Origin of the sequence: uncultured Sulfitobacter sp. (assembly GCF_964021855.1) — a bacterium.
In the GTDB taxonomy this organism is placed as follows: Bacteria; Pseudomonadota; Alphaproteobacteria; order Rhodobacterales; family Rhodobacteraceae; genus Sulfitobacter.
Genome location: NZ_CAXHZD010000001.1, coordinates 215,396 through 242,393 on the forward strand (window position 1 = coordinate 215,396; position 26,998 = coordinate 242,393).

Annotated in this window: 26 protein-coding genes; 14 read left to right on the forward strand and 12 right to left on the reverse strand. The window is 56.7% G+C overall.

Translation table 11 applies throughout. From position 1 onward, the window contains the following. The first annotated feature begins 44 nt into the window (after positions 1-44). Positions 45-1,139 carry a Hint domain-containing protein gene (locus tag AADJ11_RS01020; protein ID WP_341232705.1) on the forward strand — a complete coding sequence of 365 codons (1,095 nt, stop codon included), beginning with the start codon at positions 45-47 and terminating at the stop codon, positions 1,137-1,139. Here the strand turns inward: AADJ11_RS01020 and AADJ11_RS01025 are convergent, their stop codons facing one another. The 3 genes from AADJ11_RS01025 to dapD all read right to left on the reverse strand — a co-directional run bounded on the left by AADJ11_RS01025 (position 1,140) and on the right by dapD (position 2,683). Continuing rightward, positions 1,140-1,478 carry a hypothetical protein gene (locus tag AADJ11_RS01025; protein ID WP_341232706.1) on the reverse strand — a complete coding sequence of 113 codons (339 nt, stop codon included), beginning with the start codon at positions 1,476-1,478 and terminating at the stop codon, positions 1,140-1,142. A gap of 61 nt (positions 1,479-1,539) precedes the next feature. Then, entirely contained in the window at positions 1,540-1,791 is a 252-nt protein-coding gene (locus AADJ11_RS01030) for a GlsB/YeaQ/YmgE family stress response membrane protein (RefSeq protein ID WP_341232707.1), read from the reverse strand. A gap of 64 nt (positions 1,792-1,855) precedes the next feature. Beyond that, on the reverse strand, positions 1,856-2,683 hold the full coding sequence (gene dapD / locus AADJ11_RS01035) for a 2,3,4,5-tetrahydropyridine-2,6-dicarboxylate N-succinyltransferase (protein WP_341232708.1): 828 nt from the start codon (positions 2,681-2,683) through the stop codon (positions 1,856-1,858). Positions 2,684-2,823: 140 nt separating this feature from the next. On the opposite strand from dapD, the gene AADJ11_RS01040 reads away from it, so the two are divergent. Continuing rightward, entirely contained in the window at positions 2,824-3,666 is an 843-nt protein-coding gene (locus AADJ11_RS01040) for an LOG family protein (protein ID WP_341232709.1), read from the forward strand. 15 nt (positions 3,667-3,681) lie between these two features. On the opposite strand, the gene AADJ11_RS01045 is transcribed toward AADJ11_RS01040, so the two are convergent. The 3 genes from AADJ11_RS01045 to AADJ11_RS01055 form a co-directional block, all read right to left on the reverse strand. Continuing rightward, the gene (locus tag AADJ11_RS01045; RefSeq protein WP_341232710.1) at positions 3,682-3,894 is read right to left on the reverse strand and encodes a hypothetical protein; all 213 of its coding nucleotides are present in this window, start codon (positions 3,892-3,894) and stop codon (positions 3,682-3,684) included. 218 nt (positions 3,895-4,112) lie between these two features. Further along, on the reverse strand, positions 4,113-5,288 hold the full coding sequence (gene rlmN / locus AADJ11_RS01050; RefSeq protein ID WP_341232711.1) for a 23S rRNA (adenine(2503)-C(2))-methyltransferase RlmN: 1,176 nt from the start codon (positions 5,286-5,288) through the stop codon (positions 4,113-4,115). A 169-nt stretch (positions 5,289-5,457) separates the two neighbouring features. Continuing rightward, the gene (locus tag AADJ11_RS01055; RefSeq protein ID WP_341232712.1) at positions 5,458-5,988 is read right to left on the reverse strand and encodes an invasion associated locus B family protein; all 531 of its coding nucleotides are present in this window, start codon (positions 5,986-5,988) and stop codon (positions 5,458-5,460) included. Positions 5,989-6,162: 174 nt separating this feature from the next. On the opposite strand from AADJ11_RS01055, the gene AADJ11_RS01060 reads away from it, so the two are divergent. After that, positions 6,163-7,143: an asparaginase gene (locus tag AADJ11_RS01060; RefSeq protein ID WP_341232713.1), complete on the forward strand. Its 981-nt coding sequence runs from the start codon at positions 6,163-6,165 to the stop codon at positions 7,141-7,143. 69 nt (positions 7,144-7,212) lie between these two features. Here AADJ11_RS01060 and serB read toward each other — a convergent pair whose 3' ends face one another. Continuing rightward, positions 7,213-8,088, reverse strand: a complete 876-nt coding sequence (serB, locus tag AADJ11_RS01065; protein WP_341232714.1) for a phosphoserine phosphatase SerB — start codon at positions 8,086-8,088, stop codon at positions 7,213-7,215. Between the two features lie 156 nt (positions 8,089-8,244). On the opposite strand from serB, the gene AADJ11_RS01070 reads away from it, so the two are divergent. The 3 genes from AADJ11_RS01070 (at position 8,245) to AADJ11_RS01080 (ending at position 12,014) form a co-directional block, all read left to right on the forward strand. Continuing rightward, entirely contained in the window at positions 8,245-9,384 is a 1,140-nt protein-coding gene (locus tag AADJ11_RS01070) for a phosphoserine transaminase (RefSeq protein WP_341232715.1), read from the forward strand. A gap of 81 nt (positions 9,385-9,465) precedes the next feature. Further along, positions 9,466-11,061 carry a phosphoglycerate dehydrogenase gene (gene serA, locus AADJ11_RS01075; protein ID WP_341232716.1) on the forward strand — a complete coding sequence of 532 codons (1,596 nt, stop codon included), beginning with the start codon at positions 9,466-9,468 and terminating at the stop codon, positions 11,059-11,061. A 218-nt stretch (positions 11,062-11,279) separates the two neighbouring features. Beyond that, positions 11,280-12,014, forward strand: a complete 735-nt coding sequence (locus AADJ11_RS01080; protein WP_341232717.1) for a metallophosphoesterase family protein — start codon at positions 11,280-11,282, stop codon at positions 12,012-12,014. A gap of 59 nt (positions 12,015-12,073) precedes the next feature. On the opposite strand, the gene tdh is transcribed toward AADJ11_RS01080, so the two are convergent. The 5 genes from tdh to ubiE all read right to left on the reverse strand — a co-directional run bounded on the left by tdh (position 12,074) and on the right by ubiE (position 17,363). Next, positions 12,074-13,117 carry an L-threonine 3-dehydrogenase gene (tdh, locus tag AADJ11_RS01085; RefSeq protein ID WP_341232718.1) on the reverse strand — a complete coding sequence of 348 codons (1,044 nt, stop codon included), beginning with the start codon at positions 13,115-13,117 and terminating at the stop codon, positions 12,074-12,076. Next, positions 13,114-14,301, reverse strand: coding sequence for a glycine C-acetyltransferase (locus AADJ11_RS01090; RefSeq protein ID WP_341232719.1), 1,188 nt, complete (start codon positions 14,299-14,301; stop codon positions 13,114-13,116). The genes tdh and AADJ11_RS01090 overlap by 4 nt, the downstream gene beginning before the upstream one ends. Positions 14,302-14,395: 94 nt before the next feature. Further along, entirely contained in the window at positions 14,396-14,962 is a 567-nt protein-coding gene (locus AADJ11_RS01095; protein ID WP_341232720.1) for an XRE family transcriptional regulator, read from the reverse strand. Positions 14,963-15,076: 114 nt separating this feature from the next. Then, the gene (ubiB, locus tag AADJ11_RS01100; RefSeq protein WP_341232721.1) at positions 15,077-16,609 is read right to left on the reverse strand and encodes a 2-polyprenylphenol 6-hydroxylase; all 1,533 of its coding nucleotides are present in this window, start codon (positions 16,607-16,609) and stop codon (positions 15,077-15,079) included. 1 nt (position 16,610) lies between these two features. Then, the gene (gene ubiE / locus AADJ11_RS01105; protein WP_341232722.1) at positions 16,611-17,363 is read right to left on the reverse strand and encodes a bifunctional demethylmenaquinone methyltransferase/2-methoxy-6-polyprenyl-1,4-benzoquinol methylase UbiE; all 753 of its coding nucleotides are present in this window, start codon (positions 17,361-17,363) and stop codon (positions 16,611-16,613) included. An 89-nt stretch (positions 17,364-17,452) separates the two neighbouring features. On the opposite strand from ubiE, the gene mutM reads away from it, so the two are divergent. The 8 genes from mutM (at position 17,453) to gyrB (ending at position 26,977) form a co-directional block, all read left to right on the forward strand. Next, entirely contained in the window at positions 17,453-18,304 is an 852-nt protein-coding gene (gene mutM, locus AADJ11_RS01110) for a bifunctional DNA-formamidopyrimidine glycosylase/DNA-(apurinic or apyrimidinic site) lyase (protein WP_341232723.1), read from the forward strand. A 64-nt stretch (positions 18,305-18,368) separates the two neighbouring features. After that, entirely contained in the window at positions 18,369-19,145 is a 777-nt protein-coding gene (locus AADJ11_RS01115; protein WP_341232724.1) for an enoyl-CoA hydratase, read from the forward strand. A gap of 169 nt (positions 19,146-19,314) precedes the next feature. Further along, a complete protein-coding gene (gene rpsT, locus AADJ11_RS01120) occupies positions 19,315-19,578 on the forward strand; it encodes a 30S ribosomal protein S20 (RefSeq protein ID WP_093916616.1) in 264 nt (87 codons plus the stop codon). A 519-nt stretch (positions 19,579-20,097) separates the two neighbouring features. Continuing rightward, complete coding sequence (gene dnaA, locus AADJ11_RS01125; protein WP_341232725.1) at positions 20,098-21,456, forward strand: chromosomal replication initiator protein DnaA; 1,359 nt, start codon at positions 20,098-20,100, stop codon at positions 21,454-21,456. Between the two features lie 134 nt (positions 21,457-21,590). Further along, a complete protein-coding gene (dnaN, locus tag AADJ11_RS01130) occupies positions 21,591-22,709 on the forward strand; it encodes a DNA polymerase III subunit beta (RefSeq protein WP_219580156.1) in 1,119 nt (372 codons plus the stop codon). 60 nt (positions 22,710-22,769) lie between these two features. Then, the gene (gene recF / locus AADJ11_RS01135) at positions 22,770-23,867 is read left to right on the forward strand and encodes a DNA replication/repair protein RecF (protein ID WP_341232726.1); all 1,098 of its coding nucleotides are present in this window, start codon (positions 22,770-22,772) and stop codon (positions 23,865-23,867) included. After that, the gene (locus AADJ11_RS01140) at positions 23,864-24,484 is read left to right on the forward strand and encodes a LysE family translocator (RefSeq protein WP_341232727.1); all 621 of its coding nucleotides are present in this window, start codon (positions 23,864-23,866) and stop codon (positions 24,482-24,484) included. The genes recF and AADJ11_RS01140 overlap by 4 nt, the downstream gene beginning before the upstream one ends. A gap of 78 nt (positions 24,485-24,562) precedes the next feature. Beyond that, a complete protein-coding gene (gene gyrB, locus AADJ11_RS01145) occupies positions 24,563-26,977 on the forward strand; it encodes a DNA topoisomerase (ATP-hydrolyzing) subunit B (RefSeq protein WP_341232728.1) in 2,415 nt (804 codons plus the stop codon). Positions 26,978-26,998 lie beyond the last annotated feature (21 nt).

Here is a 26,998-nt window from a genome sequence, read left to right on the forward strand (position 1 = left end):
GCCACAGCGCCAGTGTTTTGTTCGCTGACAAAGTGGTCTGACCGATGACGTGGATCGCACTGGCACATAACGAGGATCGACGGTTTTCACCCCTAGGTCTCGGCACCGACAAACGTGACGCCCCCGTCTGCGGCACGGGACAAGACGACATGATCACGCGCGGCAGCATCATGTTCGAGACGCGGCAATCCCCCGACGGCAAACCACGGCTGTTGCTTGGGTATAAATCAACCTTCCCTTGGCTGCGCAGTCTGGCATTTCAGGCCATTCCGGGGGGCGGTGTCGCCTTGGTTCAGGTGCAGGGCGCGGACATCACCCATGCCGCGATCCAACACAAAGACAGCGGCCGCAACGACGTCATGCGCATTACCTATTCGTGGGACAGCACCGCGAAATGGGGTCGCCTCGCGATGGAGGACCCCGAAAGCAGCCACATCGTAACGGTTCCCGTTGCCAACCCCAAACCGATCTTGGTCGATGACCTGCGCAATATGGTGTTGGGCCGTGGTGATCAGGCAATTTCATCCGACGTGATTTTTGCGGCTGTTTCCGACCAGATTGAACCCATTGGCCCCATGCCGTCGCTTTTGCCGTCGACCCCGCTTGCCACGCCGTGGGGGTTCAAGCCGCTGTCCACTTTCAAGCGCGGCGATACTGTCACCACACAGGATTCAGGCGTTGTACCTGTGTTGCAAACCGTCTTTAGAACCGTGCCTGCCTGCGGTAGCTTTGCCCCGATCCGGTTGCGCGCGCCCTATTTCGGGCTGCAACAAGATATTATCGTCGCCCCGGATCAACGGTTGGTCATCGATGGGCCCGAGGTCGAATATCTTTTCAGCAAAGAGGCGGTGCTGATCCCTGCGCGTCATCTGGTCAACGGATTTGCCGCCATGCAAGAAACCTGCGGACCGACGATCACCTATGCGCAAATTCTACTGCCGTCACACGAAACGATGATCGCAGCGGGCACGCCGGCAGAAAGCCTGTATATCGGTCGCATACGCCGCCAAGCTGATCAGATGGCCAGCAGCATTCTGGCCGGGTTCGACCGGAGCATGCTGCCCGAACATCATCAGCCTGCCCATACTGTGTTGAAACGGTTCGAGGCGATCACCCTGGCCAGTCGCCGCGCGGCCTGATCAGTCGAAAAACGGCGTGATATGCGCAACGATGACCGAATTTTCATCCAGCGCCCGCGCCATCAAAGCACGTTCATCTTCATCAATCTCGTGACCTTCGGCCTCGCGTTCAGCCAAGGTGCCGTATCCGGTCACATCCAGCGGGTTCGTATCCGCCTGCTTTAGGATCGCCACGGTTTCACGCACGGCCTCAGCCTCGTCTATGCCAGAGGCAAAGCACATCAACGCGGCACCTGTTGCCTTGTCCGGCAGCCCGTCACCGTCTTTGCGCCCGATCTCGACCAACAAAGTATAAACCTGCTGGCGTGATGGTTTCTTGGGTTTTTTCTGGTCAGACATAAAAAGGGCCACCGCATAAAGATACGGCAGCCCTAGCGTGTTCTGAAGCCTGTGAAAAGGGTCAGCTGCGCCCGCGCAGCGCGCGCCAGGCCCAAATCACCAGACATGCACCGACCAAACCAACGAAAAGCTGGGTCAGCCACGCATCCGCGGCATAGATATTCAGCAGGCCAAGAATGAAGTTCAGCACAACCGCGCCGATGATCCCCAAACCGATATTCGCCAGTATTCCGGTGTTCGCCTTCATGATCATGCTGGCGATCCAGCCCGCCATACCACCGACGAAGATCGAGCCAATAAAACCTAAACCCATAATCGCACTCCCTTTTCATATGCCCTTGGCGATTGACCCGCCAAAGGCATCGTTTCGTTCCACCTTAGTCGCGCAGCAGTTCGTTGATCGACGTTTTCGAACGGGTCTTTTCATCGACGCGCTTGACGATCACGGCGCAATACAAGTTCACACCGTTTTTCGAAGGCATCGAACCCGCGACGACAACAGAACCTGCTGGCACTTCACCATACATGACTTCGCCGGTGTCACGGTCAAGAATTTTGGTGGACTGGCCGATGAACACGCCCATGCCCAAAACGGACCCTTCGCGCACGATACAGCCCTCAACCACTTCGGAGCGCGCCCCGATAAAGCAGTTGTCTTCGATGATTGTCGGGCCAGCCTGCATGGGCTCCAACACGCCGCCGATGCCGACACCGCCGGACAAGTGTACATTTTTACCGATCTGGGCACAGGACCCAACGGTGGCCCATGTATCAACCATCGTGCCGCTGTCGACATACGCGCCAATGTTCACAAAGGATGGCATTAGCACAACGCCCGGCGCGATATAGGCCGATTTGCGCACAACGCAGTTGGGAACGGCACGGAAACCGGCGGTTTTCCATTCGTCATCGCCCCAGCCTTTGAACTTGCTATCAACCTTGTCCCACCAGCCTGCGCCTTGCGGGCCGCCGGTTTGATGTTCCATGTCTTTGATGCGGAAACCCAGCAAAACGGCCTTTTTCGCCCACTGGTTTACATGCCAATCACCATTTGCCTGCTTTTCAGCGACGCGCAGTTTGCCGCTATCCAGCGCGGCCAGTGTGGCTTCGATCGCGTCGCGCTGTTCGCCTGTGGTGGCAGACGTAATCGTGTCGCGGGCATCCCACGCAGCTTCGATTGCGGTTTCAAGTTGGGCGTTAGACATAAGGTTGGCTCCGGAATATGGGGTCAGGTGTTGCGCATGGCTATACCCCCGTCACGTTGTGCACGCAATCATAACGGCTGGCGTGGTCATTTACACCGAACGCAGGCATGCTATCTGCAACGATCAAACCGGAGAATTTGATGACCGACCACACACGCCACCCTTTGCGCGACGCCGTTGCAGACAGCGCCAAAGCAAAGGAAGTCCCCGACACGCCGCAAACCCGCGCGCCCGCGTATCGCCTTGCCTTTACCGATCAGGAATTCATGGGCCATGACGCGCTGCGCCCCGTCAGGTTGCAGCTAGAACTGCTGAAACCCGAGATGGGACTAGACGCCCATGGCGTCACGTCGACAATTGTATTATTTGGCGGCGCACGCATTCCCAGACCTGCCGAAAAAGACAAGGCGCGCACCAAAACGCTGGCCGATCTTTCGCATTTCTATGAGGAAGCGCGCGAATTTTCGCGGCTGATGACGCTAAAATCGATGGAAAGCGGAAACCAAGAGAACGTTATCGTGACAGGCGGCGGCCCTGGCGTGATGGAGGCAGGCAACCGCGGTGCATCAGAGGCAGGCGGGCAATCCATCGGATTGAACATCGTGCTGCCGTTCGAGCAGGCCCCGAATGCATATGTCACGCCAGAGCTGTGCTTTAACTTTCACTACTTTGCGATCCGCAAAATGCATTTCCTCATGCGGGCGCGGGCGATTTGCGTTTTTCCGGGGGGCTTTGGCACCATGGACGAAACATTCGAGGCGCTGACCCTTATTCAAACCGGCCGCATGTCGCGTGTGCCGTTTTTGCTATTTGGGCGCGCCTTCTGGGAAAAGATCATTAACTGGGAAGCACTGGCCGATGCCGGCACCATCTCGGCCGAGGATCTGGATCTGTTTAGGTTCGTTGAAACCGCAGATGAGGCGATGCACGTGATTGATAATTGGGAACCCGCACCCGCGCGGGATGCATTGCCCGGCAGGTAATGCGCGGCGCGTCGATCAGGCGCACAGCTCGGGTGGCAAGGTACATACCTTTACGTGATGCGGAAGGGTCTCAAGAATGTGACCGTTTTCCGTATCACGTACGTGGTACCCAAACCCTGCCAGCCGATGTTTCCATTCGCGAAAAGACAGTGCACGCTCGCGTTCACGCATGATCAACGCCATCACTTCAGCGGTGATGAAGGCGTCGTTTTGAATAATAATAGCCATTACTGATTGCTCCCGGTTGTGAGGTTGTTGGAAGCAATATCTTTGGGAGGACGTTTTAATGTCCCCTAAACGGCGGGGGCGCAATGTTGGGTTAAGGACATATGCACCGAAATTAATATCGCTGAATTTAGTAAACTTTCACCATGCAACTGCATTCGCTGCCCCTGCATGGCTGGCGAATAATGTCTCGGGATCAAAATTTAACGGGGTTTTCAGGCTTACAAACCTGCGTCTGCCTCGATCTGCTTGCGTGATTTGCGGGCGCGCTCGGTCGCTGATTTCAACTGCCCGCAGGCCGCCATAATATCCTCGCCCCGTGGTTTACGAACGGGGGACGCATAGCCTGCCTTATAAACGATCTCGGAAAACGCACGAATCCGGTTATTCGACGACCGCTTGTAAGGGGCACCGGGCCATTCGTTAAACGGGATCAGGTTGATTTTCGCAGGTATCCCACGGATCAATTCGATCAGACGATACGCATCCGCGTCGCTGTCATTCACCCCGTCCAACATCACATATTCAAAGGTGATCCGCTCAGAATTGCTGACCTTTGGGTACACCCGCAACGCCTCGATCAGTTCAGCGATATTCCAACGTTTGTTGATCGGCACCAATGTGTTGCGCACCTCGTCCGTGGTGGCGTGAAATGACACCGCCAACTGGCAACCGATTTCCTCAGCCGTGCGGGCAATTTCTGGCACCACACCAGACGTCGACAATGTAATCCGGCGGCGCGACAGCTGGATGCCTTCTGGGTCCATCGCGATCTTCATCGCGTCACGTACGTTCTCAAAATTATAAAGCGGCTCGCCCATGCCCATCAGAACGATATTCGACAACAAACGTGGCGTTTCGGTAATCGTACCGGGAACAGGCCATTCGCCCAGATCATCCCGCGCCACCATCACTTGGCCGATAATCTCGGCTGCGGTCAGATTGCGCACCAGCTTCTGCGTGCCCGTGTGACAGAACGAACAGGTCAACGTGCACCCGACCTGAGAGCTGACACACAACGTACCGCGCCCTTCCTCGGGGATATACACCACCTCGACCTCGTGCCCGCCTGCAATGCGGACCAGATATTTGCGTGTGCCATCTTCTGATACTTGCTTGGTCACAACCTCTGGCACCGCGATCACGAACTTCTCGGCCAGTTCAGCGCGAAAGGCCTTGGACAGGTTGGTCATGTCCGCAAAATCACGCGTACCCCATTGGTAAATCCACTGCCAAATCTGGCCGACCCGCATCTTGGCCTGCTTCTCTGGCGTACCATGGGCGATCAAAACCTCACGCATCGCGTCACGTGTCAAACCGACAAGGTTAATCGGCCCGTCCGGCAACTTGCGCGGAATGGTCATAACATCTTGGGTGATCGGCGCGGTCGCAGACATGGGGATTCTCCGGGATGGGTTTCAGCGCTCTATATAGGCATTCGCGCCCAGATCAAAAGGAAAGGCACCCTTCGGCGGCCCTTGGCCGAGCGTGAGCCGAGGATTCCGCCCTTAAAACGTGAAAAAGGCCCCGCTGGCTGCGAGGCCCCTTTAACAATCGCCTAAGGTCTTAGCCGCCGCAGCGCTTCGCCGCATCCTCGACAGCCGCCGTAAAGCCAAGCAGCGAAAATGTATCTTTGGTTTGCGTGCCACGACCGGAACGCGCGGTCATGATTGCAGTGGCCCCGCGCTTCATCGCTGTAATGATTTTTTGGTCATCATCCGCGCTCGCTGGCCACGCCCATTCACCTTCGGTGAACAGCTCGAATGTGGTGCCACTGATATCCATATTAACAGTTGAACCAGAGGCAAACGGATACCCGCCGGTAAACGCGACCTGCCCCTTGGCCCCTGCGCTTGGGCGGTAAAAGACCATCAACAACGTCTGCCCACGGTTCACAGCAACCACACGCCCATCGCGCGAATTCACCATTTCCTTGGGCGTTGAAACGCCCCAGCATTCGGTCGGATTATCTTCGACGAACACGCTCCAGTCGGTTTCCGCAGCAACACGGTTTGTGCTTTGCGACTGCGCCAATACGCCCGTTCCGGCGAGCCCTGCCAACGCCAAGGCAAAGCCAATCGTTCTCAATGTCATCATTTACCTAGGCCTCCAGCCGCCATAATCCTCAACATTTCACCAACTCCACCGGCAGCCCTTCAGAAGGCGCTCTTTAAAGGAACTGTATTTATCTCGACAACAAGCATAATAACGTCAAACAGGCGACCGGCGAAACCCTGATTGGCAGGAATTCGCCCAAGAAAAGGACGAAACATGACCCAACCAGCCCCCTTTGCCGAGATTTGGCGCGGTGCCTTCCTTGAAAGCGTGCATTCCGGCCATGCGGTCGTGTGTGATGACAGCGGTCAAATCGTCCACGCATGGGGCAACCCCGAGGCCGTTATTCTCCCGCGCTCCTCGGCCAAGATGATCCAGGCATTGCCACTTATCCGATCTGGTGCGGCAGATGCGATGGGGCTGGGCACGCAACATCTGGCCCTTGCCTGCGCGTCACATCAGGCGGCAGACCTCCACACTGGGATCATAGGCAAATGGCTGGATACAATGGGCCTTTCCGACAGCGATTTCCGCTGCGGTGCCGCGGTTCCCGGCGATATCGATGCGCGTGACGCCCTGATCCGCGCGTATGAACAACCCTGCCAAATCCACCACGAATGCTCCGGCAAACATGCGGGCTTTCTGACCGTGAACAAACACTTGGGTGGCGGTGCGGATTACGAAAAACCCGATCACCCCGTTCAACAGGCCTGCCTCGAAGCTTTCCAAGAGGTCACAGGCCGCAGCACATTCGGCTATGGTATCGACGGATGTTCCGTGCCTAATTTTTCAACAACTCTGCATGGTATGGCCCGTGCGATGGCCCATTTTGCCGCCGCCCCCGACGGCTCTGCCGAGGCACGCCTGCATCAAGCAATGCGCCTGCACCCCGAATTGGTGGCCGGCGAAACCCGTTCCTGCACGGACCTAATGCGCGCCATGGATGGAAAGGTCGCCATTAAAACCGGTGCCGAAGGGTTCTTTATCGCGATCCTGCCTGACCAAAAACTTGGCGTCGCGCTCAAAGCATCCTGTGGCACCCCGCGCGCCGCCGCTTGCGCCATAGCGTCTATTCTGGTGAAACTCGGGGCGCTTGACCCCAACCACCCCGAAGCGCTGAAATACCGCAACGCCCCCATCATAAACCGGCGCGGCATTGTCACAGGCAGCCTGAAACCAGCGCCCACATTCGCCTAAAGGCGCATTGCCCCATTCCAAATGGTCTAAAATCCCGGGGTATGGGGCAGCGCCCCATGCACCTGTCAGTTACGCAATAAATTCGTCTTTCGAATAACCTTGCACGTACAACAGCGCCGTCAGATCGCCAAAGTTAATCCGCACATCGCATTCCGCAGCCACGGCCGGTTTGGCATGCAACGCAACGCCCACCCCCGCACGGTGCAACATGCCCAGATCATTTGCGCCATCGCCAACGGCCAACACGTCGGCCTCAGCCAAACCCAGTTGCGCCGTGATCCCTTCCAGCGCATCCACCTTGGCCTGCTTGCCCAAGATCGGATCACGCACCTGCCCGGTCAGCTTACCACCCTCAACCAACAGCGTATTCGCCCGGTTTTCGTCAAAGCCGAGCGCCTGCGCGACTGAGGCTGTGAACGCCGTAAACCCGCCTGATACCAGCGCCGCATAGGCTCCGTTCGCCTTCATCGTCGCCAGCAGCGTTTTCCCCCCCGGCATATAGGTAATTCGCTGCTCCAGAACCTGCCCGATGACAGCTTCGTCCAAGCCCGCAAGCAGCCCAACGCGTTCCCGCAGCGCCCCTTCAAAATCCAACTCACCGTTCATGGCGCGCGCTGTGATGTCCTTGACCCGGTCGCCCACGCCTGCCTCATCGGCCAGCTCATCAATGCATTCTTGCTGGATCATCGTGCTGTCCATATCGGCCAGCAGCATTTTCTTGCGCCGCCCTTGGGCAGGCACAATGATCAAATCAACGCCCATCCCCTGACACTCGGCCCAGATATCCCAGCGGTTTGCGGGCATGCGCAACATGTCAAAACTCGCCGCCTCATCCGGGGCCAACCAAACCGCGTCACCACCCCCCCACGCATTACGCAAGCTATCGACCAACGCGGCATCCAGCCGTGGTTGATCAGGGGAGGTTAACAAAGTCACACTATGCATCGTCGAGTTTCCGATCCGCGTCAGAGCTGTCGTAAAAAGCCAATCAAGCGGCGTTCTAGCGGCATTTTCACGCTTGTGCCAGACCGCCCGCCCCTCTAGACGCAGCGGTGGGACACCCTTCCCCAACGAAGGGCGCTTATCTGAAAGGGTAGCTAAATGGCTATTAAGACACCGACCTCGCGGCCTATGAATCCGCGTTTTTCCTCTGGCCCGTGTGCCAAACCCCCCGCATATGATCTGACCAAGCTTGCAAGCGCGCCTTTGGGCCGCAGCCACCGCGCTGCACCGGGCAAAGCCAAATTGCTTGAGGCGATCGAAACCACCCGTGAAATTCTGGGCGTACCGGCTGATTATAAAATCGGCATCGTGCCCGCCTCCGATACCGGTGCCTACGAGATGGCCATGTGGACAATGCTGGGCGAACGCCCCGCTGAAATGGTTGCGTGGGAATCGTTCGGCGCGGGCTGGGTCACGGACGCAGTCAAACAGCTGAAAATCGAACATACCGTCCACACAGCTGACTACGGTCAGATTGTGGATATGGCGTCGCTCAACTATGACAACGACGTTTGCTTTACCTGGAACGGCACCACATCCGGCGTGCGCATGCCATCTGGTGACGTGATCCCGGCAGACCGCAAAGGCCTGACCCTGTGCGACGCAACATCCGCCGCCTTCGCGATGGACCTGCCGTGGGACAAGCTGGATGTAACCACCTTTAGCTGGCAGAAAGTGCTCGGTGGCGAAGCGGCCCATGGCATGCTGATCCTCAGCCCACGCGCAGTGGAACGCCTTGAAAACTATACCCCCGCATGGCCCCTGCCCAAGATTTTCCGCCTGACCAAAGGCGGCAAACTGATCGACGGCATCTTTAAGGGTGAAACGATCAACACGCCTTCCATGCTCTGCGTCGAGGACTACCTTTTGGCGCTGGACTGGGCAAAATCCGTCGGTGGCCTGCAAGGGTTGATCGGCCGCGCCGATGCCAACACCGCAGCGATCGCCAAATTCGTGGAAGACCACGATTGGATCGATTTCCTCGCCACCGATCCGGCGACGCGGTCCAACACATCTGTCTGCCTCAAGTTCACGGATGACCGCATTACAGACGGTGCCGCCTTCGCCAAAGCCGTTGCAAAACGCCTTGCCGACGAAGACGTGGCATTGGACGTTGGTGCCTACCGCGATGCCCCCCCGGGCCTGCGCATCTGGTGCGGCGGCACGGTTGAAACCTCGGATATCGAAGCGATGCTGCCGTGGCTTGCTTGGGCATTCGAGACCGAAATCAACGCATAATTCCGGGTTCCCCGCCCTGCGCCGCGCGTAGGGTGGGTGCCGACCCACACCCCCATTCTATCTTATAAAGGAGCGCCAAACATGGCCCCCAAAGTTCTCATTTCCGACAAGCTCTCGGACGCCGCCGTTCAAATCTTCAAAGACCGCGGCATTGAAGTCGATTTCCAGCCCGATCTGGGCAAGGACAAAGAAAAACTCGCCGCCGTCATCGGCAATTACGACGGTCTTGCCATCCGCTCGGCCACCAAAGTAACCGAAACGATCCTCGCGAACGCCACCAACCTCAAGGTTATCGCCCGCGCCGGTATCGGCACCGATAACATCGACAAAGACGCCGCATCGAAAAAAGGTGTGATCGTCATGAACACGCCTTTCGGCAACATGATCACGACCGCCGAGCACGCCATCGCGATGATGTTCGCCGTCGCGCGCCAGATCCCCGAAGCATCCGCATCGACCCACGCCGGCAAATGGGAAAAATCCAAGTTTATGGGTGTTGAGCTGACCGGCAAAACCCTTGGCGTCATCGGTGCCGGTAACATTGGTGGGATCGTTTGCGATCGTGCGCGCGGCCTGAAGATGAAAGTCGTCGCCTATGACCCCTTCCTAAGCGAAGAAAAGGCCCAGAAAATCGGCGTTGAAAAGGTCGAGCTTGACGAACTGCTGGCCCGCGCCGATTTCATCACGCTGCACGTGCCCTATACCGACCAAACGGCAAACATCCTGTCCAAAGAAGCCTTGGCCAAAACCAAGAAAGGCGTGCGGATCATCAACTGTGCCCGCGGTGGTCTGGTGGACGAGGAAGCCTTGGCCGAAGCGTTGAAATCCGGCCACGTTGCTGGCGCGGCATTCGATGTGTTCAAGGAAGAGCCTGCAACCGAAAACCCGTTGTTCGGCCTGCCAAACGTGGTCTGCACCCCGCACCTTGGGGCTGCCACGACCGAAGCACAAGAAAACGTGGCCCTGCAAGTCGCCGAACAAATGTCCGACTATTTGCTGACCGGCGCGGTTTCCAACGCGTTGAACATGCCATCGGTTACGGCTGAAGAAGCCAAAGTCATGGGCCCATGGATCACGTTGTCCGGCCACCTTGGTGCGTTCATCGGCCAGATGACGGACGAGCCGATCAAGGCGATCAACATCCTCTACGATGGCCAAGTGTCCGAAATGAACCTGAACGCGCTAAACTGCGCCGTGGTTGCCGGCATCATGAAACGCGCCAATCCTGACGTGAACATGGTCAGCGCGCCTGTGGTTGCTCGTGAAAAAGGCATCCAGATCAGCACCACCAACCAAGACAAATCCGGCGTGTTCGACGGCTATGTCAAGGTAACGGTGGTGACCGAAAAGCGTGAACGCTCAATCGCTGGCACGGTATTCTCGGATGGCAAACCCCGCTTCATCCAGATCAAAGGCATCAACATCGACGCTGAAATCGGTGCGCATATGCTCTACACCACCAACGAAGACGTCCCCGGTATCATCGGGACCTTGGGCCAGACGCTCGGCGCAAACGGTGTGAACATCGCGAACTTTACCTTGGGCCGCTCGGTCGCCAAAGGCGAAGCAATTGCCCTGCTCTATATCGACGATGTGGTTCCCCCAGCGACAATCAAAGCGTTGCAAGACACAGGGCTCTTTACCCAAGTCAAAGAGCTTGAATTCGACGTCGCCTAAACCTTGGCTGACGACTAAAAAATCAAAGCGCCCCCTTCAAGGGGCGCTTTTTTGTTTTCATCTATTGGCATCCAGATTGTCGCTCGGGCCAAGGCGTGCGTTCTACACTCCTGTAAACGCCTAAAGGTGCCCCGTTTCTTGGCTCAAAATCACCAGCTTGGCTTTCCCTTTCCAGGTGGATCGGGCATCATAGCCCCAAGCAAAAAGGAAACGCGTTCATGTCCACGCCCATCTACGCCATTGGCGATATCCACGGCCAACTCGACGATCTGCACCGCGTGTTGGAGCTGATCGAATCTGATGGCGGCAAAGACGCTGAAATCGTGTTTTTGGGGGACTACGTCGATCGCGGCCCAGACAGCAAAGGCGTCGTTGATCTGCTCATGAACGGCATAGCCAAGGGTCGTAACTGGACTGCGATCCGTGGCAATCATGATCGCTATTTCACCCGTTTTCTGGACGATCAAACGGTGTTTGATCCCGCCACACGGGCCGATCTGTTCTGGATGAACCCACGTTTGGGCGGCGACAAAACCCTGCTGTCCTACGGCGTCGAGGGCGAAGACTACGCACCTGTCGATCCCATCCACCAAGCCGCACTTGAGGCTGTTCCACAAGCACACCGCGACTTCTTAGACAATCTGCCGAACATCCACACGACCGAAAACCTGATTTTCGCCCACGCTGGCCTGCGCCACGGTGTCCCGATCGAGGATCAAGTCGAAGACGATCTGATCTGGATTCGCGGCGACTGGCTGACGGAATATCATGACTTCGGCCGCCCCGTGGTGCACGGACACACCGCTGTCGATTACCCCGAACACCATGGCTACCGCATCAACCTTGATGCTGGCGCGGGCTATTTCAAACCGCTTCAAGCCGCTGTCTTCGAAGGCGCAGACGTTCACGTCATATCCGACAAAGGCCGGGTTCCCCTTAACCCCAAAAGCTAATTCCAAATGGACCTAAATCCCGGGGGAGACCCGGCAGCGCCGGGGCGGGGGCTGGCCCCCTAAACCCCGGTCCAGTCCAGAACCACTTTCCCAGACAACCCAGATTTCATCGCCTCAAACCCGGCCTCAAAATCATCTGCACCAAAGCGATGTGTTATGATCTTTGATACGTCCAAGCCGTTTTCCAGCATGGCAATCATCTTATACCAGGTCTCGAAAATCTCGCGGCCATAGACGCCTTTGATGGTAATCGCCTTGAATACGATACGGCTCCAATCGACCGGCGATTTACCGGGTGGGATACCCAACATGGCGATGCGACCGCCCATGGTCATCGCCTCGACCATTTGGTCCAGCGCCATCTGGTTGCCTGACATCTCCATCCCGACGTCAAAGCCCTGCTTCATCTTCAGCTTGGCGATCACATCGCGCAGGTCTTCCTGCGCGACGTTCACCGGGGTCACATCTGCGACCTGTGCTGCCAGTTCCAGACGCGCTGGATTAACGTCGGTGATCGCAACATGCCGCGCACCAACGTGACGGGCGACGGCAGCGGCCATAATCCCGATGGGGCCAGCGCCCGTAATCAACACATCCTCGCCCACCAGATCAAAGCTCAGCGCGGTGTGAACGGCATTGCCAAGAGGATCAAGGATCGCCCCGATGTCATCCGAAATCTCGTCCGGCAGCGGCACCACGTTAAAGGCGGGCAAACGCAAATATTGCGCAAAGGCCCCTTGTTCATTCACACCAATGCCGCGCGTTGCTGGATCAAGATGAAACTTGCCCGACCGCGATTGACGTGATGTTTTGCCGATCAAATGCCCCTCGCCCGAACAGCGCTGACCGATGCTCAGATCGGTCACATTGCGCCCAAGCTCCACGATCTCTCCGGCGAATTCATGGCCGGTAATCAACGGCACGGGCACTGTGTCTTTGGCCCAATCATCCCAATTCCAGATGTGGATATCGGTCCCGCAGATGCCGGTTTTATTAATCTTGATCAGCACATCATCCGGCCCGATTTCAGGCACGGGCGCACGGGTCATCCACAACCCCTCGCGCGGCTCTGACTTGCACAGCGCTTTCATCTGATTGCTCATGTCAAAACACCGCAGGCTTTGCCCGCCACCTCGAATGCCACCAACGCACGGTCCAACTCATCCTTGGTCAATGCCGCATTCATTTGCGTCCTGATCCGGGCCTGCCCCCTTGGAACAACCGGGAAGAAAAAGCCGCTGACATAGACGCCTTCTTCGAACAATTTGGCCGCCATATCCTGCGCCAATTGGGCCTCGCCCAGCATCACGGGAATGATCGGATGCTCGCCGGGCAGCAGATCAAAACCCAATTCAGTCAAACCCTTACGCCAATAGGCCGCGTTCTCGAACAGCTGCGTGCGCAGGTCATCGCCTTGCTCGACCAGCTCCAACGCTTTGATACCGGCCATCACAATCGACGGTGGCAAAGAGTTCGAGAACAGATAGGGCCGCGCACGTTGACGCAGCAGATCAATCACGGGCTGCGGCCCCGCAATATAGCCGCCAATCGCACCGCCAAGCGCCTTGCCCAGCGTACCGGTCAGAATATCCACATCGACGCCGAAATGCGCCGGCGTGCCTGCCCCTTTCGGCCCCATGAACCCGGTCGAATGGCAATCATCGACCATCACCAGCGCTTCGTATTTCTCAGCCAGGCGGGTGATTTCGGGCAGATTGGCGAGATAGCCATCCATGCTGAACACGCCATCCGTCGCGATCATAATGAAACGTGCGCCTTCGTCGCGGGCCAGTTTCAACTGCCCCTCAAGGTCGTTCATGTCAGAGTTCGCATAGCGATACCGTTTGGCCTTGCACAGCCGAATGCCGTCGATAATGGACGCATGGTTCAGACTATCTGAAACGATTGCATCTTCCGGGCCAAAAAGCGGCTCGAATAGGCCGCCATTTGCATCGAAACAGGCCGCGAACAGAATAGAATCATCCTTGTTCAGAAATTTTGCCAGCTTCTGTTCAAGCTCGCGGTGGATGTCTTGGGTGCCGCAGATAAAGCGGACAGATGCCATGCCGAAACCTTTGGGTTCCATGGCATCTTGGGCGGCTTTGATCAGATCGGGATGGTCCGCCAAGCCCAGATAATTGTTGGCACAAAGGTTGATAACCTCATGACCCCCGACGGTGATATTACCCGACTGAGGGGAGGTGATGAGCCGCTCGCGCTTCATCATGCCATCGGCGTCGATCTGGGAAAGCGTAGTCGCAATGTGATCTAGATAGGCTTGGGTCATGGCAAAGCTCCTTTTTCAAAGCTTCTACCATAACGGAATATGATCCGGGAATAGGGAAAATCCTATATGGCGGAAAATTTCCTATATTATGGAATCAGGCATCCTGAACGACCAAGAATGCGCGAACCGGCCCATCAATCGCCTTGATCACATGCGGCACATCAGCGGGGTATCGTGCCGTGTCACCGGTATGGATGACGTTTTCGGCATCACCGCTTTGCACGCCAGCCGTGCCTTGGATAACCGTCAGATGTTCACGCGCGCCACGGGTATGGGGTTGGCTGTCCAGAACGCCGCCCTCGTCTATCAAAAGCTCGTAAACCTCATGTTTTCCGGCCTCTTCGGGCGGGGAAAGGATGCGGATGTGACAGCCTGACCCCAGATTATGGATCGTAGGCACCTCGGCCGCGCGCAGTACTTCGATCTGGGCCGGGCTTTGCGTGTTGTCCAAAAGGCCGGCAAAATCCACCTGCAAGGCGCGTGTCAGGTTCCACAGCGTGGCAATGGTCGGGCTGCTTTCGCCCCGCTCGATCTGGCTGACCATCGACCGGGACACGCCCGAAAGTTTGGCCACCGCATCAAGGCTGAGACCTTGACCGGTGCGGGCCGACTTAAGGCGTGCGGGCAGTTGAGTTAGAATGGCGTCAGATTTATCCGTCATAGTGGATAACTGCACATCAGGCATCACCCCTGTCAATGGGTATGTCTTTTGCAAAGCGCCGGGGGCTTTGCGCCCCCGGACCCCCGCAGGATATTTATAAGCCAGAGAAGAAGGTTAGAAGAACCAGTCAGCAAGTGCTGCGACAGCCAATGCGGCGGTGGCACCAAGGATGGCCGCAACCGCGATCCAGCGTTTAAAGCCATTTCTGGGCTGCTCTTCCTCTTTCTGTTGGCGGATCAAGGCGGTTTCGACCAGGCTGGGCAAGCGGGGGCCGAAACGCGCCAGAACCCGTGCGGTGTTGGCCAGATCACGGATAACGGCCTTGGGACCGATGGATTTGGAGATGTAATCGGACACAATCGGGCTTGAGACTTGCCAGATGTTGATATGCGGGTTGAGCGAGCGCGCCACCCCTTCGACGACGACCATCGTGCGTTGTAGCAGGATCAGTTCGGTACGGGTTTCCATGCCAAAACGTTCGGTGACTTCAAACAAATAGGTCAGCAATCGGGCCATCGATATGCGCGTCGCGTCCATGCCAAAAATCGGCTCACCCACGGCACGCAGGGCGCGGGCGAATTCATCGACGTCTTTGTCGGCGGGTACATAGCCTGCTTCGAAGTGAACCTCGGCCACGCGTTTGTAGTCGCGTCGGATGAAGCCGAACAGAATTTCAGCGTAAACACGGCGGGTGTATTCGTCGATATGGCCCATGATCCCGAAATCATAGGCAATGATATTGCCGTTTGGCGCGACCTTGAGGTTGCCCTGATGCATGTCCGCGTGGAAATACCCGTCGCGCAGCGCGTGATTCAGGAAGAGTTGCAACACACGATCGCCAAGGGCCACACGGTCATGGCCTGCCGCGTCAATCGCCGCATTGTCGCCCATCGGAACGCCGTCGGCCCATTCAAGGGTCATCACCCGGCGCGCAGAAAATTCCCAATTGATCGCAGGGAGTTGAAAGCCAGCGTCGTCTTTGGTGTTCGCTGCAAATTCAGACGCGGCGGAGGATTCGAGCCGCAGGTCAAGTTCGCCGCGCACAACGCCATCAAAATGTTCGATCACCTCAGTCGGGTGCAAACGGCGCGACCCGGGAGAGAAAATTTCGACCATGCGCGCGGCAAGGTAAAAGGCGTCGATGTCCCTGCGAAAGGCCTTTTCGATACCGGGGCGCAGAACCTTGACCGCGACGTCCTGTCCGGTTTCTGCCACTGTGGCACGATGGACCTGCGCGATTGAGGCGGCAGCGACGGGTTCGCTAAACTCGGAAAAAATCGCATCGACGGGCTGGCCCAGTTCTTTTTCGACCTCGGCCTTGGCCTTTTCAATCGAGAACGGCGGCAGCTTGTCTTGGAGCACGCGCAGTTGAACGGCCAGTTCATCACCCACAACATCAGGACGGGTCGACAGGACCTGACCGAATTTGATGTAGGCGGGCCCAAGCGCGGTAAGCGCACGGGTCGCGGGCGGCATCGACGGATCACCGGCATAGCCCAAAAACTTGAACGGTTTGCCAAGCGCCTTGGCGACGAAACGCAGCGCCGGGGTGGCATCAAACGCGTCCAACACGACGTTCATCGCGCCCGTGCGTTCCAGCGTGGCGCCCGTGCGGATCAGCCGCCAAATGTTGTGAGGTCCGCGCATGTTACAGTTTCCAGCCAGAGTGCAGCGCCGCAACGCCCAGTGTCAGATTACGGTATTTTGCCTGCTCGAACCCGGCTGCCTTAACCATGCTCAGGAACGTTTCCTGATCGGGGAAGTTTCGAATGGATTCAACAAGGTACTGATAGCTGTCGCGGTCATTTGCAATCAGCTGACCCATGCGGGGGATCACATTAAAGCTATAAAGATCATAGGCTTTTTGCATCATCGGGTTCGGCAATTGGCTGAACTCAAGCACCATCAGACGGCCACCGGGGCGCAGCACGCGGTAAGCTTCGTTCAGCGCCTCTTGGGGGCGGGTGACGTTGCGAATGCCAAAGCTGATTGTATAGACGTCAAAGGTGTTATCTTCGAACGGCAGCGCCATCGCGTCGCCGACGACCCAATCCAGGCTGTCGACCATGGCCGCTGCCTCGGCACGTTTGCGCCCCTCGACCAACATGGGTTCGGTCAGGTCGAGCACCGTTGCATGACCCGATCCGGCACGTTCCAGAAACTTGAACGACACATCGCCCGTACCACCCGCCACATCTAACAGCTTTTGCCCGGCACGCGGGGCCAGCCAATCCATCATCGCCTCTTTCCAGATACGGTGGATTCCAACGCTCATCACGTCGTTCATGATGTCATATTTGCTGGCGACAGAGTTAAAGACACCCTGCACACGCCCGGCTTTGTCGCCTTCGGCCACGGTTTCAAAGCCAAAATGGGTGGTTTTGTCGCTATCGTTTGTCATGGGGTCTTGTGGTCCTTTGATCTGCACCTTTGTTATAGGGCGTGCGGGGCCGTGTACAATGCGCCCCTTTTGTCACAGGGGAATGAACCATGCCTGAACTACCCGAGGTCGAAACCGTACGCCGCGGTCTGTCCCCCGTGATGGAGGGGCAGGTGATCGCGCGCGCCGACATCAATCGCCCCGATCTGCGATGGCCCTTTCCACCCGATATGGCCGCACGGTTGACCGGCTACAAGGTCGAGCGTTTGCGCAGGCGGTCGAAATACATCCTTGCCGATTTATCATCGGGGGAATCACTGCTTATTCATCTGGGCATGTCGGGGCGGATGCTGATTTCGGGCGATCCATTGGGGCAATTCGTGCATGACCACCCGTCACCCGAAAAGCATGATCACGTGGTTTTGCACATGGCGAACGGGGCGCGGGTGACGTTCAATGACCCGCGGCGTTTCGGCGCGATGGACCTGCTGGATACCCAGAACGCGGACGCCCATAAACTGCTGTCTTCAATCGGGCCCGAACCGTTGGGCAATGATTTTCACGATGCGCATTTGGTGGCCGCGTTGAACGGTCGGAACATGCCGATCAAATCCGCGCTTTTGGATCAACGCATCGTGGCCGGTTTGGGAAATATATATGTCTGTGAAACGCTTTACCGGGCGGGCATTCACCCTGCGCGCAAAGCGGGGCGTATATCGGCGGCACGTGTGGCAGGGTTAGTGCCCATCATCCGCCAAGTGCTAGAAGAAGCCATCGAGGCGGGGGGATCAACCTTGCGCGACTTTAAACAGGCGGATGGCGAATTGGGGTATTTCCAACACAGCTTTGATGTCTATGGCCGCGAGGGGCAGCCCTGCCGCAGCGAGGGGTGCAGCCACCAGATCAGCAGAATCGTTCAGTCGGGCAGATCGTCCTTCTACTGCGCGCAATGCCAAAGATAACTTGAAACGGGCAGCGCCCGTGATATTCACATGTTTCAAAGTGTAACAAGCGAAAGCATTCTTGATGGCTTATGAAACGATCACGGTCGATGTAGAAAATCACGTAGCATTGGTTACGTTGAACCGACCGGACGCAATGAATGCCTTGAACGACGTGCTCATGAAAGAGCTTGCTGATGCGCTGAAGGCCGCGCAGGACAACGAAAAAGTGCGCTGCATCGTCATCACCGGGTCCGAGAAAGCATTCGCCGCAGGGGCCGATATTGCGATGATGCGCGACAAAAGCTTTGTCGACGTGTTTACCGATGATCTTTTCACGCCGGAAACGGATCAGATCATGCGGGTTCGCAAACCGATTATTGCAGCCGTTTCGGGCTATGCCCTTGGCGGGGGCTGTGAATTGGCGATGATGTGCGACTTTATCATCTGTTCCGAGACCGCCAAATTCGGCCAGCCCGAGATTAACCTAGGCGTTGTTGCCGGTATCGGTGGCACCCAGCGTTTGACCCGCGCAATCGGCAAATCCAAAGCAATGGATATGAACCTGACCGGCCGCTTTATGGACGCCACCGAGGCAGAGCGCGCAGGACTGGTTTCGCGCGTCGTACCTGTGAAAAAACTGATGGAAGAGGCCATGGGTGCCGCCGCCAAGATCGCCGAGAAGTCGATGATCTCGACAATGGTGGTCAAAGAATCCGTGAACCGCGCATTCGAAGTACCGCTGCGCGAAGGCCTGCTGTTTGAACGCCGCGTTTTCCATTCGCTTTTCGCGACCGAAGATCAAAAAGAAGGCATGTCCGCATTCCTTGAAAAACGCGAGGCGCAATTCCGCGACAAGTAAAAACATCTTGCGGGTTTGCAAAGCCCGCGATGTTCGACTATAGGCCACCTTAATACATGCGCGTGCAGCCCGCTCTGGCTAGAATCACCTTATCGGATAATGGATCCGGTCGTTGGGTTTGTGTCGCGTATCCGCAATTTGAACAGACCTAAGATGAAGGATGATCCTCATGGCAAATACACCACAGGCAAAGAAACGCGCCCGTCAAAACGAAGCCCGTTTTCAAATCAACAAAGCACGTCGTTCGCGCATCCGCACATTCCTGCGCAAAGTTGAAGAAGCAATCGAATCCGGTGACAAGGAAGCTTCCGTAGCGGCACTTCGCGCTGCTCAGCCTGAATTGATGCGCGGTGTTACAAAAGGTGTGTTCCACAAGAACACAGCCTCGCGGAAAATGTCGCGTCTTGCGTCACGCGTCAAAGCACTGGGCTAAATCACAAAAATTTCAGCTAAGTTGTTGAAAGAATAAGGCATCGCTTTGCGGTGCCTTTTTTTGATTCTAGCGACACGCATTACGGGAAGGAGATTCTTTTCGACCAATCACTGAGTCAAGTTTGAAGATGTGTTGAACGAACGCCTTTTACATTGCTAGAAGTGTTGAGCGCGATTCACTTCGCATGGGGGGATAGGCCCGGACGGACCGTTGCATTTGCTAGGATGCAGTTGTTCAGACGGGGATAATTCGGAACGCCTTGCTAGGGGCACCCGAATATCTCGCAGATGTTGCTTACCGCACATTTGCCCTGTCTTTGATACTTCGAACGGTGCGTTCGACAGCAGTGCTGGTTTTTTAGGCCGGCAACCCTGTCGAAATGAACCTTGTAAAATTTGTCCGAAGGACGTTTGACCGGTTTTCTGATGGGACCGGAATGGTGGTCTTATGCCTTCTGATAAGAGTAACACGTGCGGTCAGCCTTTCCGGTTGTCGCTGACGATTGGGACAGTTGGGTAAATGACGCAAGAGCAGTGGGCAAAAATCAGAAATCGCCTATTAAAGACGGTTGGGCAAAACAACTTTACAACATGGATTGATCCCCTTTCGTTGGGCACCACAGAAGACGGCGTAAGCACGCTGTTCGTCCCGACAAATTTCTTCGGCAACTATGTTAGCCAGAATTTTGCCGACCTCATTTTGCATGAAATGCAAAACGAAGAAGACGGAATCACACGTCTGAAATTCGCTGTGGGCAATTGTGAAAAACCGGCTGCGGCCGAGGTTTCGCAACCCGCCATCAAACCTGCCCCTGTGCAGGCCGCCAATAATAATACCTTGAATACGGCCCCTTTGGACGCCCGATTTAGCTTTGATAACTTTGTCGTCGGCAAACCGAACGAATTGGCACATGCCGCGGCACGCCGTGTTGCCGAAGGTGGCCCTGTCACATTTAACCCGCTGTTTTTGTATGGTGGCGTCGGTCTGGGTAAAACCCACCTGATGCACGCGATTGCCCAAGAATTGCACATCCGAAAACCGGAATTGAACGTACTTTATCTATCCGCCGAACAGTTCATGTACCGCTTTGTCCAAGCCTTGCGGGACCGCAAGATGATGGATTTCAAGGAAATTTTCCGATCCGTCGACGTGTTGATGGTGGATGACGTTCAATTCATCGCGGGCAAAGACAGCACCCAAGAAGAATTCTTTCACACCTTCAACGCGCTGGTCGATCAGAACAAGCAGATCATCATTTCCGCTGATCGCGCCCCCGGCGAGATCAAGGATCTTGAGGACCGCGTGAAATCACGCCTGCAATGCGGCCTGGTCGTCGACCTGCACCCCACCGATTATGAGCTGCGTCTGGGCATTCTGCAAAGCAAGGTTGAAAACCAGCAAAAGAACTATCCCGGCCTAGAGGTCGAAGCCGGTGTTCTTGAATTCCTTGCCCACCGCATCACGACAAACGTTCGTGTCCTTGAGGGTGCATTGACCCGTCTGTTTGCGTTTGCGTCGCTTGTGGGCCGCGAAATCAATATGGACCTGACCCAAGACTGTCTGGCCGATGTTTTGCGCGCCTCTGAACGCAAAATCAGCATCGAAGAAATCCAGCGCAAGGTTTCCGATCACTACAATATCCGCCTTAGCGATATGGTTGGCCCAAAACGCCTGCGCAGCTATGCCCGCCCCCGTCAGGTGGCCATGTATCTGTCCAAAAAGCTGACCAGCCGGTCGCTGCCAGAAATCGGCCGTCGCTTTGGCGGTCGCGATCACACGACGGTCATGCATGGTGTAAAACGCATAGAAGAGCTCAAGCTAAGTGACGGCCAAATCGCCGAAGATCTGGAATTGCTGCGCCGCGCATTAGAGGCGTAAACCCTATATCCTTGGCAGAACAGGAGCGAAGGCCTTGACGGGCCTTTGTTTCGCGCTGAAAAGTCAATAAAACCCTTGTGAATACATTGGTATCGGGTAATTTGCCCTCCCGGACTGCCGGAATGGAGATGGATATGAAATTCAGCATCGAACGCGCCGCGCTGCTTAAAGCTGTGTCACAGGCTCAATCAGTGGTCGAGCGCCGGAATACCATTCCGATCCTCGCCAATGTATTGATCGAAGCGGAAGGCAGCGATGCCTCGTTCCGCGCCACCGATCTGGACATTGAAGTGGTCGATAAGGCCCCCGCTCAGGTCGAGCGTGCAGGTGCCACCACCGTTTCCGCCACAACCTTGCACGAGATTGTGCGCAAGCTGCCAGATGGTGCGCTGATCACGTTGACCTCCGACAGCGCCGCTGGCCGCCTGACGGTCGAAGCTGGCCGCTCGAACTTCTCGCTGGCGACATTGCCGCGCGAAGATTTCCCGGTGATGGCCACATCCGAATACCAATCGAACTTCAAGGCACCGGCACCCGTGCTGCGCCGCTTGTTCGACAAATCGAAATTCGCCATCTCGACCGAAGAAACACGGTACTACCTGAATGGCGTTTACATGCATATTTCGGAAAGCGAAGGCAGCAAGGTTTTGCGCTGCGTCGCCACAGACGGTCACCGTCTGGCCCGCATTGACGCGCCCATGCCTGATGGCGCGGCAGAAATGCCAGGCGTGATCGTCCCGCGCAAAACCGTCGGCGAATTGCGCAAGCTGTTGGACGATGACGAGATGGAAATCGCGGTATCGGTGTCCGAGACCAAGATCCGCTTTGCGACACCTGATATCACGCTGACCTCCAAGGTCATCGACGGCACCTTCCCAGATTACACGCGCGTTATCCCCCAAGGGAACACGCGCAAAATGGAAGTCGACGCCAGCGATTTCGCCCGCGCGGTTGACCGTGTTGCAACGGTGAGTTCTGAACGGTCCCGTGCCGTAAAACTGCAACTGGACGAAGACCGTCTGGTTCTGTCGGTAAACGCACCTGACAGCGGTGCCGCCGAAGAAGAACTGGTGGTTGCCTATGCAGACGAGCGGCTGGAGATCGGTTTCAACGCGAAATACCTGCTTGAGATCGCCAGCCAGGTAGACCGCGAAAACGCTGTGTTCCTGTTCAACTCGTCCGGTGATCCGACATTGATGCGCGAAGGCAATGATATGTCTGCCGTTTATGTCGTCATGCCGATGCGTGTGTAAGGCGGCGGAATTTTTCAAAAATTCCGGTCCGTTTTCTTTAAAAGAAAACGGCTCTGAACGATGACACAGCTTTTTATCTCAAATTTGACGCTGTCGCATTTCAGGTCCCATAAACGGGCTGTGATCGAAGCCGATGCGCGTCCTGTTGCGATACACGGGCCCAATGGCGCGGGCAAAACCAACATCCTTGAGGCCGTCTCACTCCTGTCCCCCGGGCGCGGCTTGCGTCGGTCCAGCGCCCTCGACATGACCCGGCGGCCAGAGGCGCTTGGCTGGAAACTCACAGCAGTGCTGCATTCCTTGGGTCAGGTTCACGAGATCGAGGTTTGGTCCGAAAACGGTGCCGCACGGCAAGTGCGCATCGATGGCAAAGCGACCCCACAAACCGGACTTGGTCGTATCGCGCGCGTGCTATGGCTGATCCCCTCAATGGACCGGCTCTGGATCGAAGGGGCCGACGGGCGGCGGCGCTTCCTTGACCGGATGACGCTCAGCTTTCTGCCCGATCATGCGGAACAGTCCCTTGCCTATGAAAAGGCCATGCGCGAACGCAATCGGTTGCTCAAGGACATGGTGCGCGAGCCGTCTTGGTACATCGCCCTTGAACAACAGCTTGCCGAAGCCGGGGCTGCCATCCACGCCAACAGGCTGGCAGCGCTCGAAGCTATTACCGAAGCCCAGAATCAGGCCGAGACCGCATTCCCAACAGCAACACTAACGCTGGTCTGCGATATGCCCACATCGGCGGCAGACCTGCGCACAGCACTTGCCGATAACCGGATGCGCGACCTTTCGGCGGGGCGTACATTGATTGGCCCGCACCGCGCCGATCTTGAGGGCATATATGCCGCCAAAGATGTGCCCGCACGTGACTGTTCCACCGGGGAGCAAAAAGCGCTGCTTGTGTCGCTGATCCTTGCGAATGCCCGCGCATTGGCGGCCGACTTTGGGGCCCCGCCGCTGCTTTTGCTGGATGAAGTCGCGGCGCATCTCGATGCAAACCGCCGCGCGGCCCTTTATGATGAAATCGCGGCTCTTGGCGCGCAGGCGTGGATGACGGGCACCGGGGCCGAGCTGTTTGACACGCTGGGCGACCGCGCGCAAACCCTTGAAGTGACTGAAACCGAAGGCATTTCTGACGTGAGGATGCATCCATGACAATCGCCTTGCCTGACCTGCTGCTTTACTGCGGTGCCTTGATTATCCTGTTCCTGACGCCCGGCCCCGTCTGGCTGGCGATCATGGCGCGCGCATTGTCCGGCGGGTTCAAATCAGCGTGGCCGCTTGCCTTGGGTGTATCGGTGGGCGACATGGTTTGGCCCTTGGTCGCGGTGCTGGGCATCAGCTGGATTCTGTCGGTCTTTGACATCTTCATGCTTGGCATGCGCTGGATCGCTTGCGGTGTTTTCATCATTATGGGCGGTCTGCTGATCCGCCATGCGGGTGACAAGATCGACCGCGACAGCCGCCTGACAAAGCCCGGTGCCTGGTCCGGATTTGCCGCCGGTTTGCTGGCGATTTTGGGCAACCCAAAGGCAGTTCTGTTCTACATGGGTGTCTTGCCCGGCTTTTTCGATCTGCGCGTGATCACATGGCCGGACGTCGCCGCGATTATCCTTGTCTCCGTCGCAATTCCGCTGATTGGCAACCTTGCCATTGCCGGTTTCGTCGGCAAAATGCGCACCCTCATGACCAATCCGGCGACGCTGAAACGTATCAATATCGTGGCTGGCACCCTGCTTATTCTGGTGGGCGTTTTGATCCCTTTCCTTTGACACAAAATCTTGTGGCTAGGACGTGACAGTAGTGGCAAAAACCACTATAAAATGGGCAACAAAAGAAGGTTTCCCAGAATGTCAGACGCAGATCAGATTCCAGAGGAATATGGTGCAGATTCTATCAAAGTTCTCAAAGGGTTAGAAGCTGTCCGCAAGCGTCCCGGTATGTATATCGGTGATACGGATGATGGCTCTGGTCTGCACCATATGGTGTATGAGGTGGTCGATAACGGCATCGACGAGGCATTGGCCGGTCACGCAGACGCTGTGAACGTGACAATCCACGAAGATAACTCCGTTTCAGTCAGCGACAACGGGCGCGGCATTCCTGTTGGCATCCACCAAGAAGAAGGCGTTTCGGCGGCCGAGGTTATCATGACCCAGCTGCACGCTGGCGGTAAGTTCGACAGCAATTCCTACAAGGTGTCCGGCGGTCTGCACGGCGTTGGCGTTTCGGTTGTGAACGCCCTGTCCGACTGGCTGGAACTGCGCATCTGGCGCGAAGGCAAGGAACACGTCGCCCGCTTTGAAGGGGGCTTCACCAAAGAGCACCTGTCCGTGGTCGGACCAACCGATCGCACCGGGACCGAAGTCCGCTTTATGGCGTCGACCGACACGTTTTCGAACCTCGAATACAGCTTTGAAACGTTGGAAAAACGCCTGCGCGAACTGGCGTTTCTGAACTCCGGCGTGCGGATCATCCTGACGGATGAGCGCTCCGCCGAACCGCTACGCACAGAGCTGTTTTACGAAGGCGGCGTTAAGGAATTTGTTAAATACCTCGACCGTTCGAAATCCGCCGTGATGCCGGAACCGATTTTCATCACCGGAGAGAAAGACGACATCGGCGTCGAAGTCGCCATGTGGTGGAACGACAGCTATCACGAGAACGTCCTGCCCTTTACCAACAACATCCCCCAACGCGACGGCGGCACGCATATGGCCGGTTTCCGCGGGGCGTTGACGCGCACAATCAACAACTACGCGCAATCGTCTGGCATCGCGAAAAAGGAAAAAGTCACCTTTACCGGCGACGATGCCCGCGAGGGGCTGACCTGCGTGTTGTCTGTCAAAGTACCGGACCCCAAGTTCAGCTCGCAAACCAAAGACAAGCTGGTCAGCTCGGAAGTGCGCCCCGCTGTTGAAGGTCTGGTAAACGAAAAGCTGGCCGAATGGTTTGAAGAAAACCCACAGGTCGCGAAAATGGTGGTCAGCAAGATTATCGAAGCCGCCCACGCCCGCGAAGCGGCCCGTAAGGCCCGCGATCTGACCCGTCGCAAAACCGCGATGGACGTGAATTTTCTGGCTGGCAAGCTCAAGGATTGCTCGGAAAAAGACCCGTCAAAGACCGAACTCTTCCTGGTGGAGGGTGATTCCGCCGGGGGATCAGCCCAAACCGGACGTGACCGCCAGACACAGGCAATTCTGCCCCTAAAGGGTAAAATCCTGAACGTCGAACGCGCGCGTTTTGACCGGATGCTTGGAAGCCAAGAAATCGGCAACCTTGTGATGGCTCTTGGCACCGGTATTGGCCGCGACGAATTCAACATTGATAAGCTGCGCTATCATAAGATCGTCATCATGACCGATGCTGACGTCGACGGTGCGCACATCCGTACCTTGTTGCTGACATTCTTCTATCGTCAAATGCCGCAACTTATTGAAAATGGTCACCTTTATATCGCCCAACCGCCACTTTACAAAGTGTCGCGCGGCAAGTCCGAAGTGTACCTGAAAGACCAGGCCGCCATGGAGGATTACCTGATCCAACAAGGCATTGATGGTGCGATGCTGCGGCAAGGCAATGGCGAGGAAATCACCGGTCAGGATCTGGCGCGCGTGGTCGATCTGGCCCGTCAAATGCGCCGGGTGCTTGAGGCATTTCCGACCCATTACCCCCGTCACATTCTGGAACAAGCTGCGATTGCGGGCGCTTTCGTACCCGGTGCGGTGGATGCCGATTTGCAGGGTGTCGCCGACAAGGTCGCTGAACGTTTGAACCTGATCGCGCTGGAATGGGAACGTGGCTGGCAAGGTCGCATTACCCAAGATCACGGCGTGCGTCTGGCCCGCATTCTGCGCGGCGTCGAAGAGGTGCGTACCCTTGATGGCAGATTGCTCCGCTCTGGGGAGGCAAAGCGATCGGGCGGCTTCACCCAGCACCTGCAAGACGTCTATAACCTGCCCGCAAAGCTGGTCCGCAAAGACCGCTCTCAAATGATCTACGGCCCGATGGACCTGCTCGAGGCGATCCTTGCGGAGGGCGAGAAAGGCCTGTCATTGCAGCGCTACAAAGGTTTGGGAGAGATGAACCCCGACCAGCTGTGGGAAACAACGCTGGACCCCGACGCGCGCACCTTGCTGCAAGTCCGCGTGGAAGACATGGCCGAAGCCGACGACCTGTTCACCAAACTGATGGGCGATGTCGTCGAACCCCGCCGCGAATTCATCCAGCAGAACGCCTTGAACGTCGAAAACCTAGATTTTTAGAGGTTTTGTAGGGAAGCGCAT

What these genes read in the sequence shown, in the direction of transcription:
- AADJ11_RS01140 (WP_341232727.1), top strand. Translation starts at nt 23,864, where the DNA reads ATGACAATCGCCTTGCCTGACCTGCTGCTTTACTGCGGTGCCTTGATT.
- serA (WP_341232716.1), top strand. Translation starts at nt 9,466, where the DNA reads ATGGCCCCCAAAGTTCTCATTTCCGACAAGCTCTCGGACGCCGCCGTT.
- ubiE (WP_341232722.1), bottom strand. Translation starts at nt 17,363, where the DNA reads ATGACAAACGATAGCGACAAAACCACCCATTTTGGCTTTGAAACCGTG.
- AADJ11_RS01040 (WP_341232709.1), top strand. Translation starts at nt 2,824, where the DNA reads ATGACCGACCACACACGCCACCCTTTGCGCGACGCCGTTGCAGACAGC.
- AADJ11_RS01080 (WP_341232717.1), top strand. Translation starts at nt 11,280, where the DNA reads ATGTCCACGCCCATCTACGCCATTGGCGATATCCACGGCCAACTCGAC.
- dnaA (WP_341232725.1), top strand. Translation starts at nt 20,098, where the DNA reads ATGACGCAAGAGCAGTGGGCAAAAATCAGAAATCGCCTATTAAAGACG.
- AADJ11_RS01115 (WP_341232724.1), top strand. Translation starts at nt 18,369, where the DNA reads ATGGCTTATGAAACGATCACGGTCGATGTAGAAAATCACGTAGCATTG.
- gyrB (WP_341232728.1), top strand. Translation starts at nt 24,563, where the DNA reads ATGTCAGACGCAGATCAGATTCCAGAGGAATATGGTGCAGATTCTATC.
- AADJ11_RS01030 (WP_341232707.1), bottom strand. Translation starts at nt 1,791, where the DNA reads ATGGGTTTAGGTTTTATTGGCTCGATCTTCGTCGGTGGTATGGCGGGC.
- recF (WP_341232726.1), top strand. Translation starts at nt 22,770, where the DNA reads ATGACACAGCTTTTTATCTCAAATTTGACGCTGTCGCATTTCAGGTCC.
- mutM (WP_341232723.1), top strand. Translation starts at nt 17,453, where the DNA reads ATGCCTGAACTACCCGAGGTCGAAACCGTACGCCGCGGTCTGTCCCCC.
- rpsT (WP_093916616.1), top strand. Translation starts at nt 19,315, where the DNA reads ATGGCAAATACACCACAGGCAAAGAAACGCGCCCGTCAAAACGAAGCC.
- AADJ11_RS01055 (WP_341232712.1), bottom strand. Translation starts at nt 5,988, where the DNA reads ATGATGACATTGAGAACGATTGGCTTTGCCTTGGCGTTGGCAGGGCTC.
- AADJ11_RS01045 (WP_341232710.1), bottom strand. Translation starts at nt 3,894, where the DNA reads ATGGCTATTATTATTCAAAACGACGCCTTCATCACCGCTGAAGTGATG.
- AADJ11_RS01020 (WP_341232705.1), top strand. Translation starts at nt 45, where the DNA reads ATGACGTGGATCGCACTGGCACATAACGAGGATCGACGGTTTTCACCC.
- AADJ11_RS01025 (WP_341232706.1), bottom strand. Translation starts at nt 1,478, where the DNA reads ATGTCTGACCAGAAAAAACCCAAGAAACCATCACGCCAGCAGGTTTAT.
- AADJ11_RS01090 (WP_341232719.1), bottom strand. Translation starts at nt 14,301, where the DNA reads ATGACCCAAGCCTATCTAGATCACATTGCGACTACGCTTTCCCAGATC.
- rlmN (WP_341232711.1), bottom strand. Translation starts at nt 5,288, where the DNA reads ATGTCTGCGACCGCGCCGATCACCCAAGATGTTATGACCATTCCGCGC.
- dnaN (WP_219580156.1), top strand. Translation starts at nt 21,591, where the DNA reads ATGAAATTCAGCATCGAACGCGCCGCGCTGCTTAAAGCTGTGTCACAG.
- dapD (WP_341232708.1), bottom strand. Translation starts at nt 2,683, where the DNA reads ATGTCTAACGCCCAACTTGAAACCGCAATCGAAGCTGCGTGGGATGCC.
- AADJ11_RS01095 (WP_341232720.1), bottom strand. Translation starts at nt 14,962, where the DNA reads ATGACGGATAAATCTGACGCCATTCTAACTCAACTGCCCGCACGCCTT.
- AADJ11_RS01070 (WP_341232715.1), top strand. Translation starts at nt 8,245, where the DNA reads ATGGCTATTAAGACACCGACCTCGCGGCCTATGAATCCGCGTTTTTCC.
- ubiB (WP_341232721.1), bottom strand. Translation starts at nt 16,609, where the DNA reads ATGCGCGGACCTCACAACATTTGGCGGCTGATCCGCACGGGCGCCACG.
- tdh (WP_341232718.1), bottom strand. Translation starts at nt 13,117, where the DNA reads ATGAGCAATCAGATGAAAGCGCTGTGCAAGTCAGAGCCGCGCGAGGGG.
- AADJ11_RS01060 (WP_341232713.1), top strand. Translation starts at nt 6,163, where the DNA reads ATGACCCAACCAGCCCCCTTTGCCGAGATTTGGCGCGGTGCCTTCCTT.
- serB (WP_341232714.1), bottom strand. Translation starts at nt 8,088, where the DNA reads ATGCATAGTGTGACTTTGTTAACCTCCCCTGATCAACCACGGCTGGAT.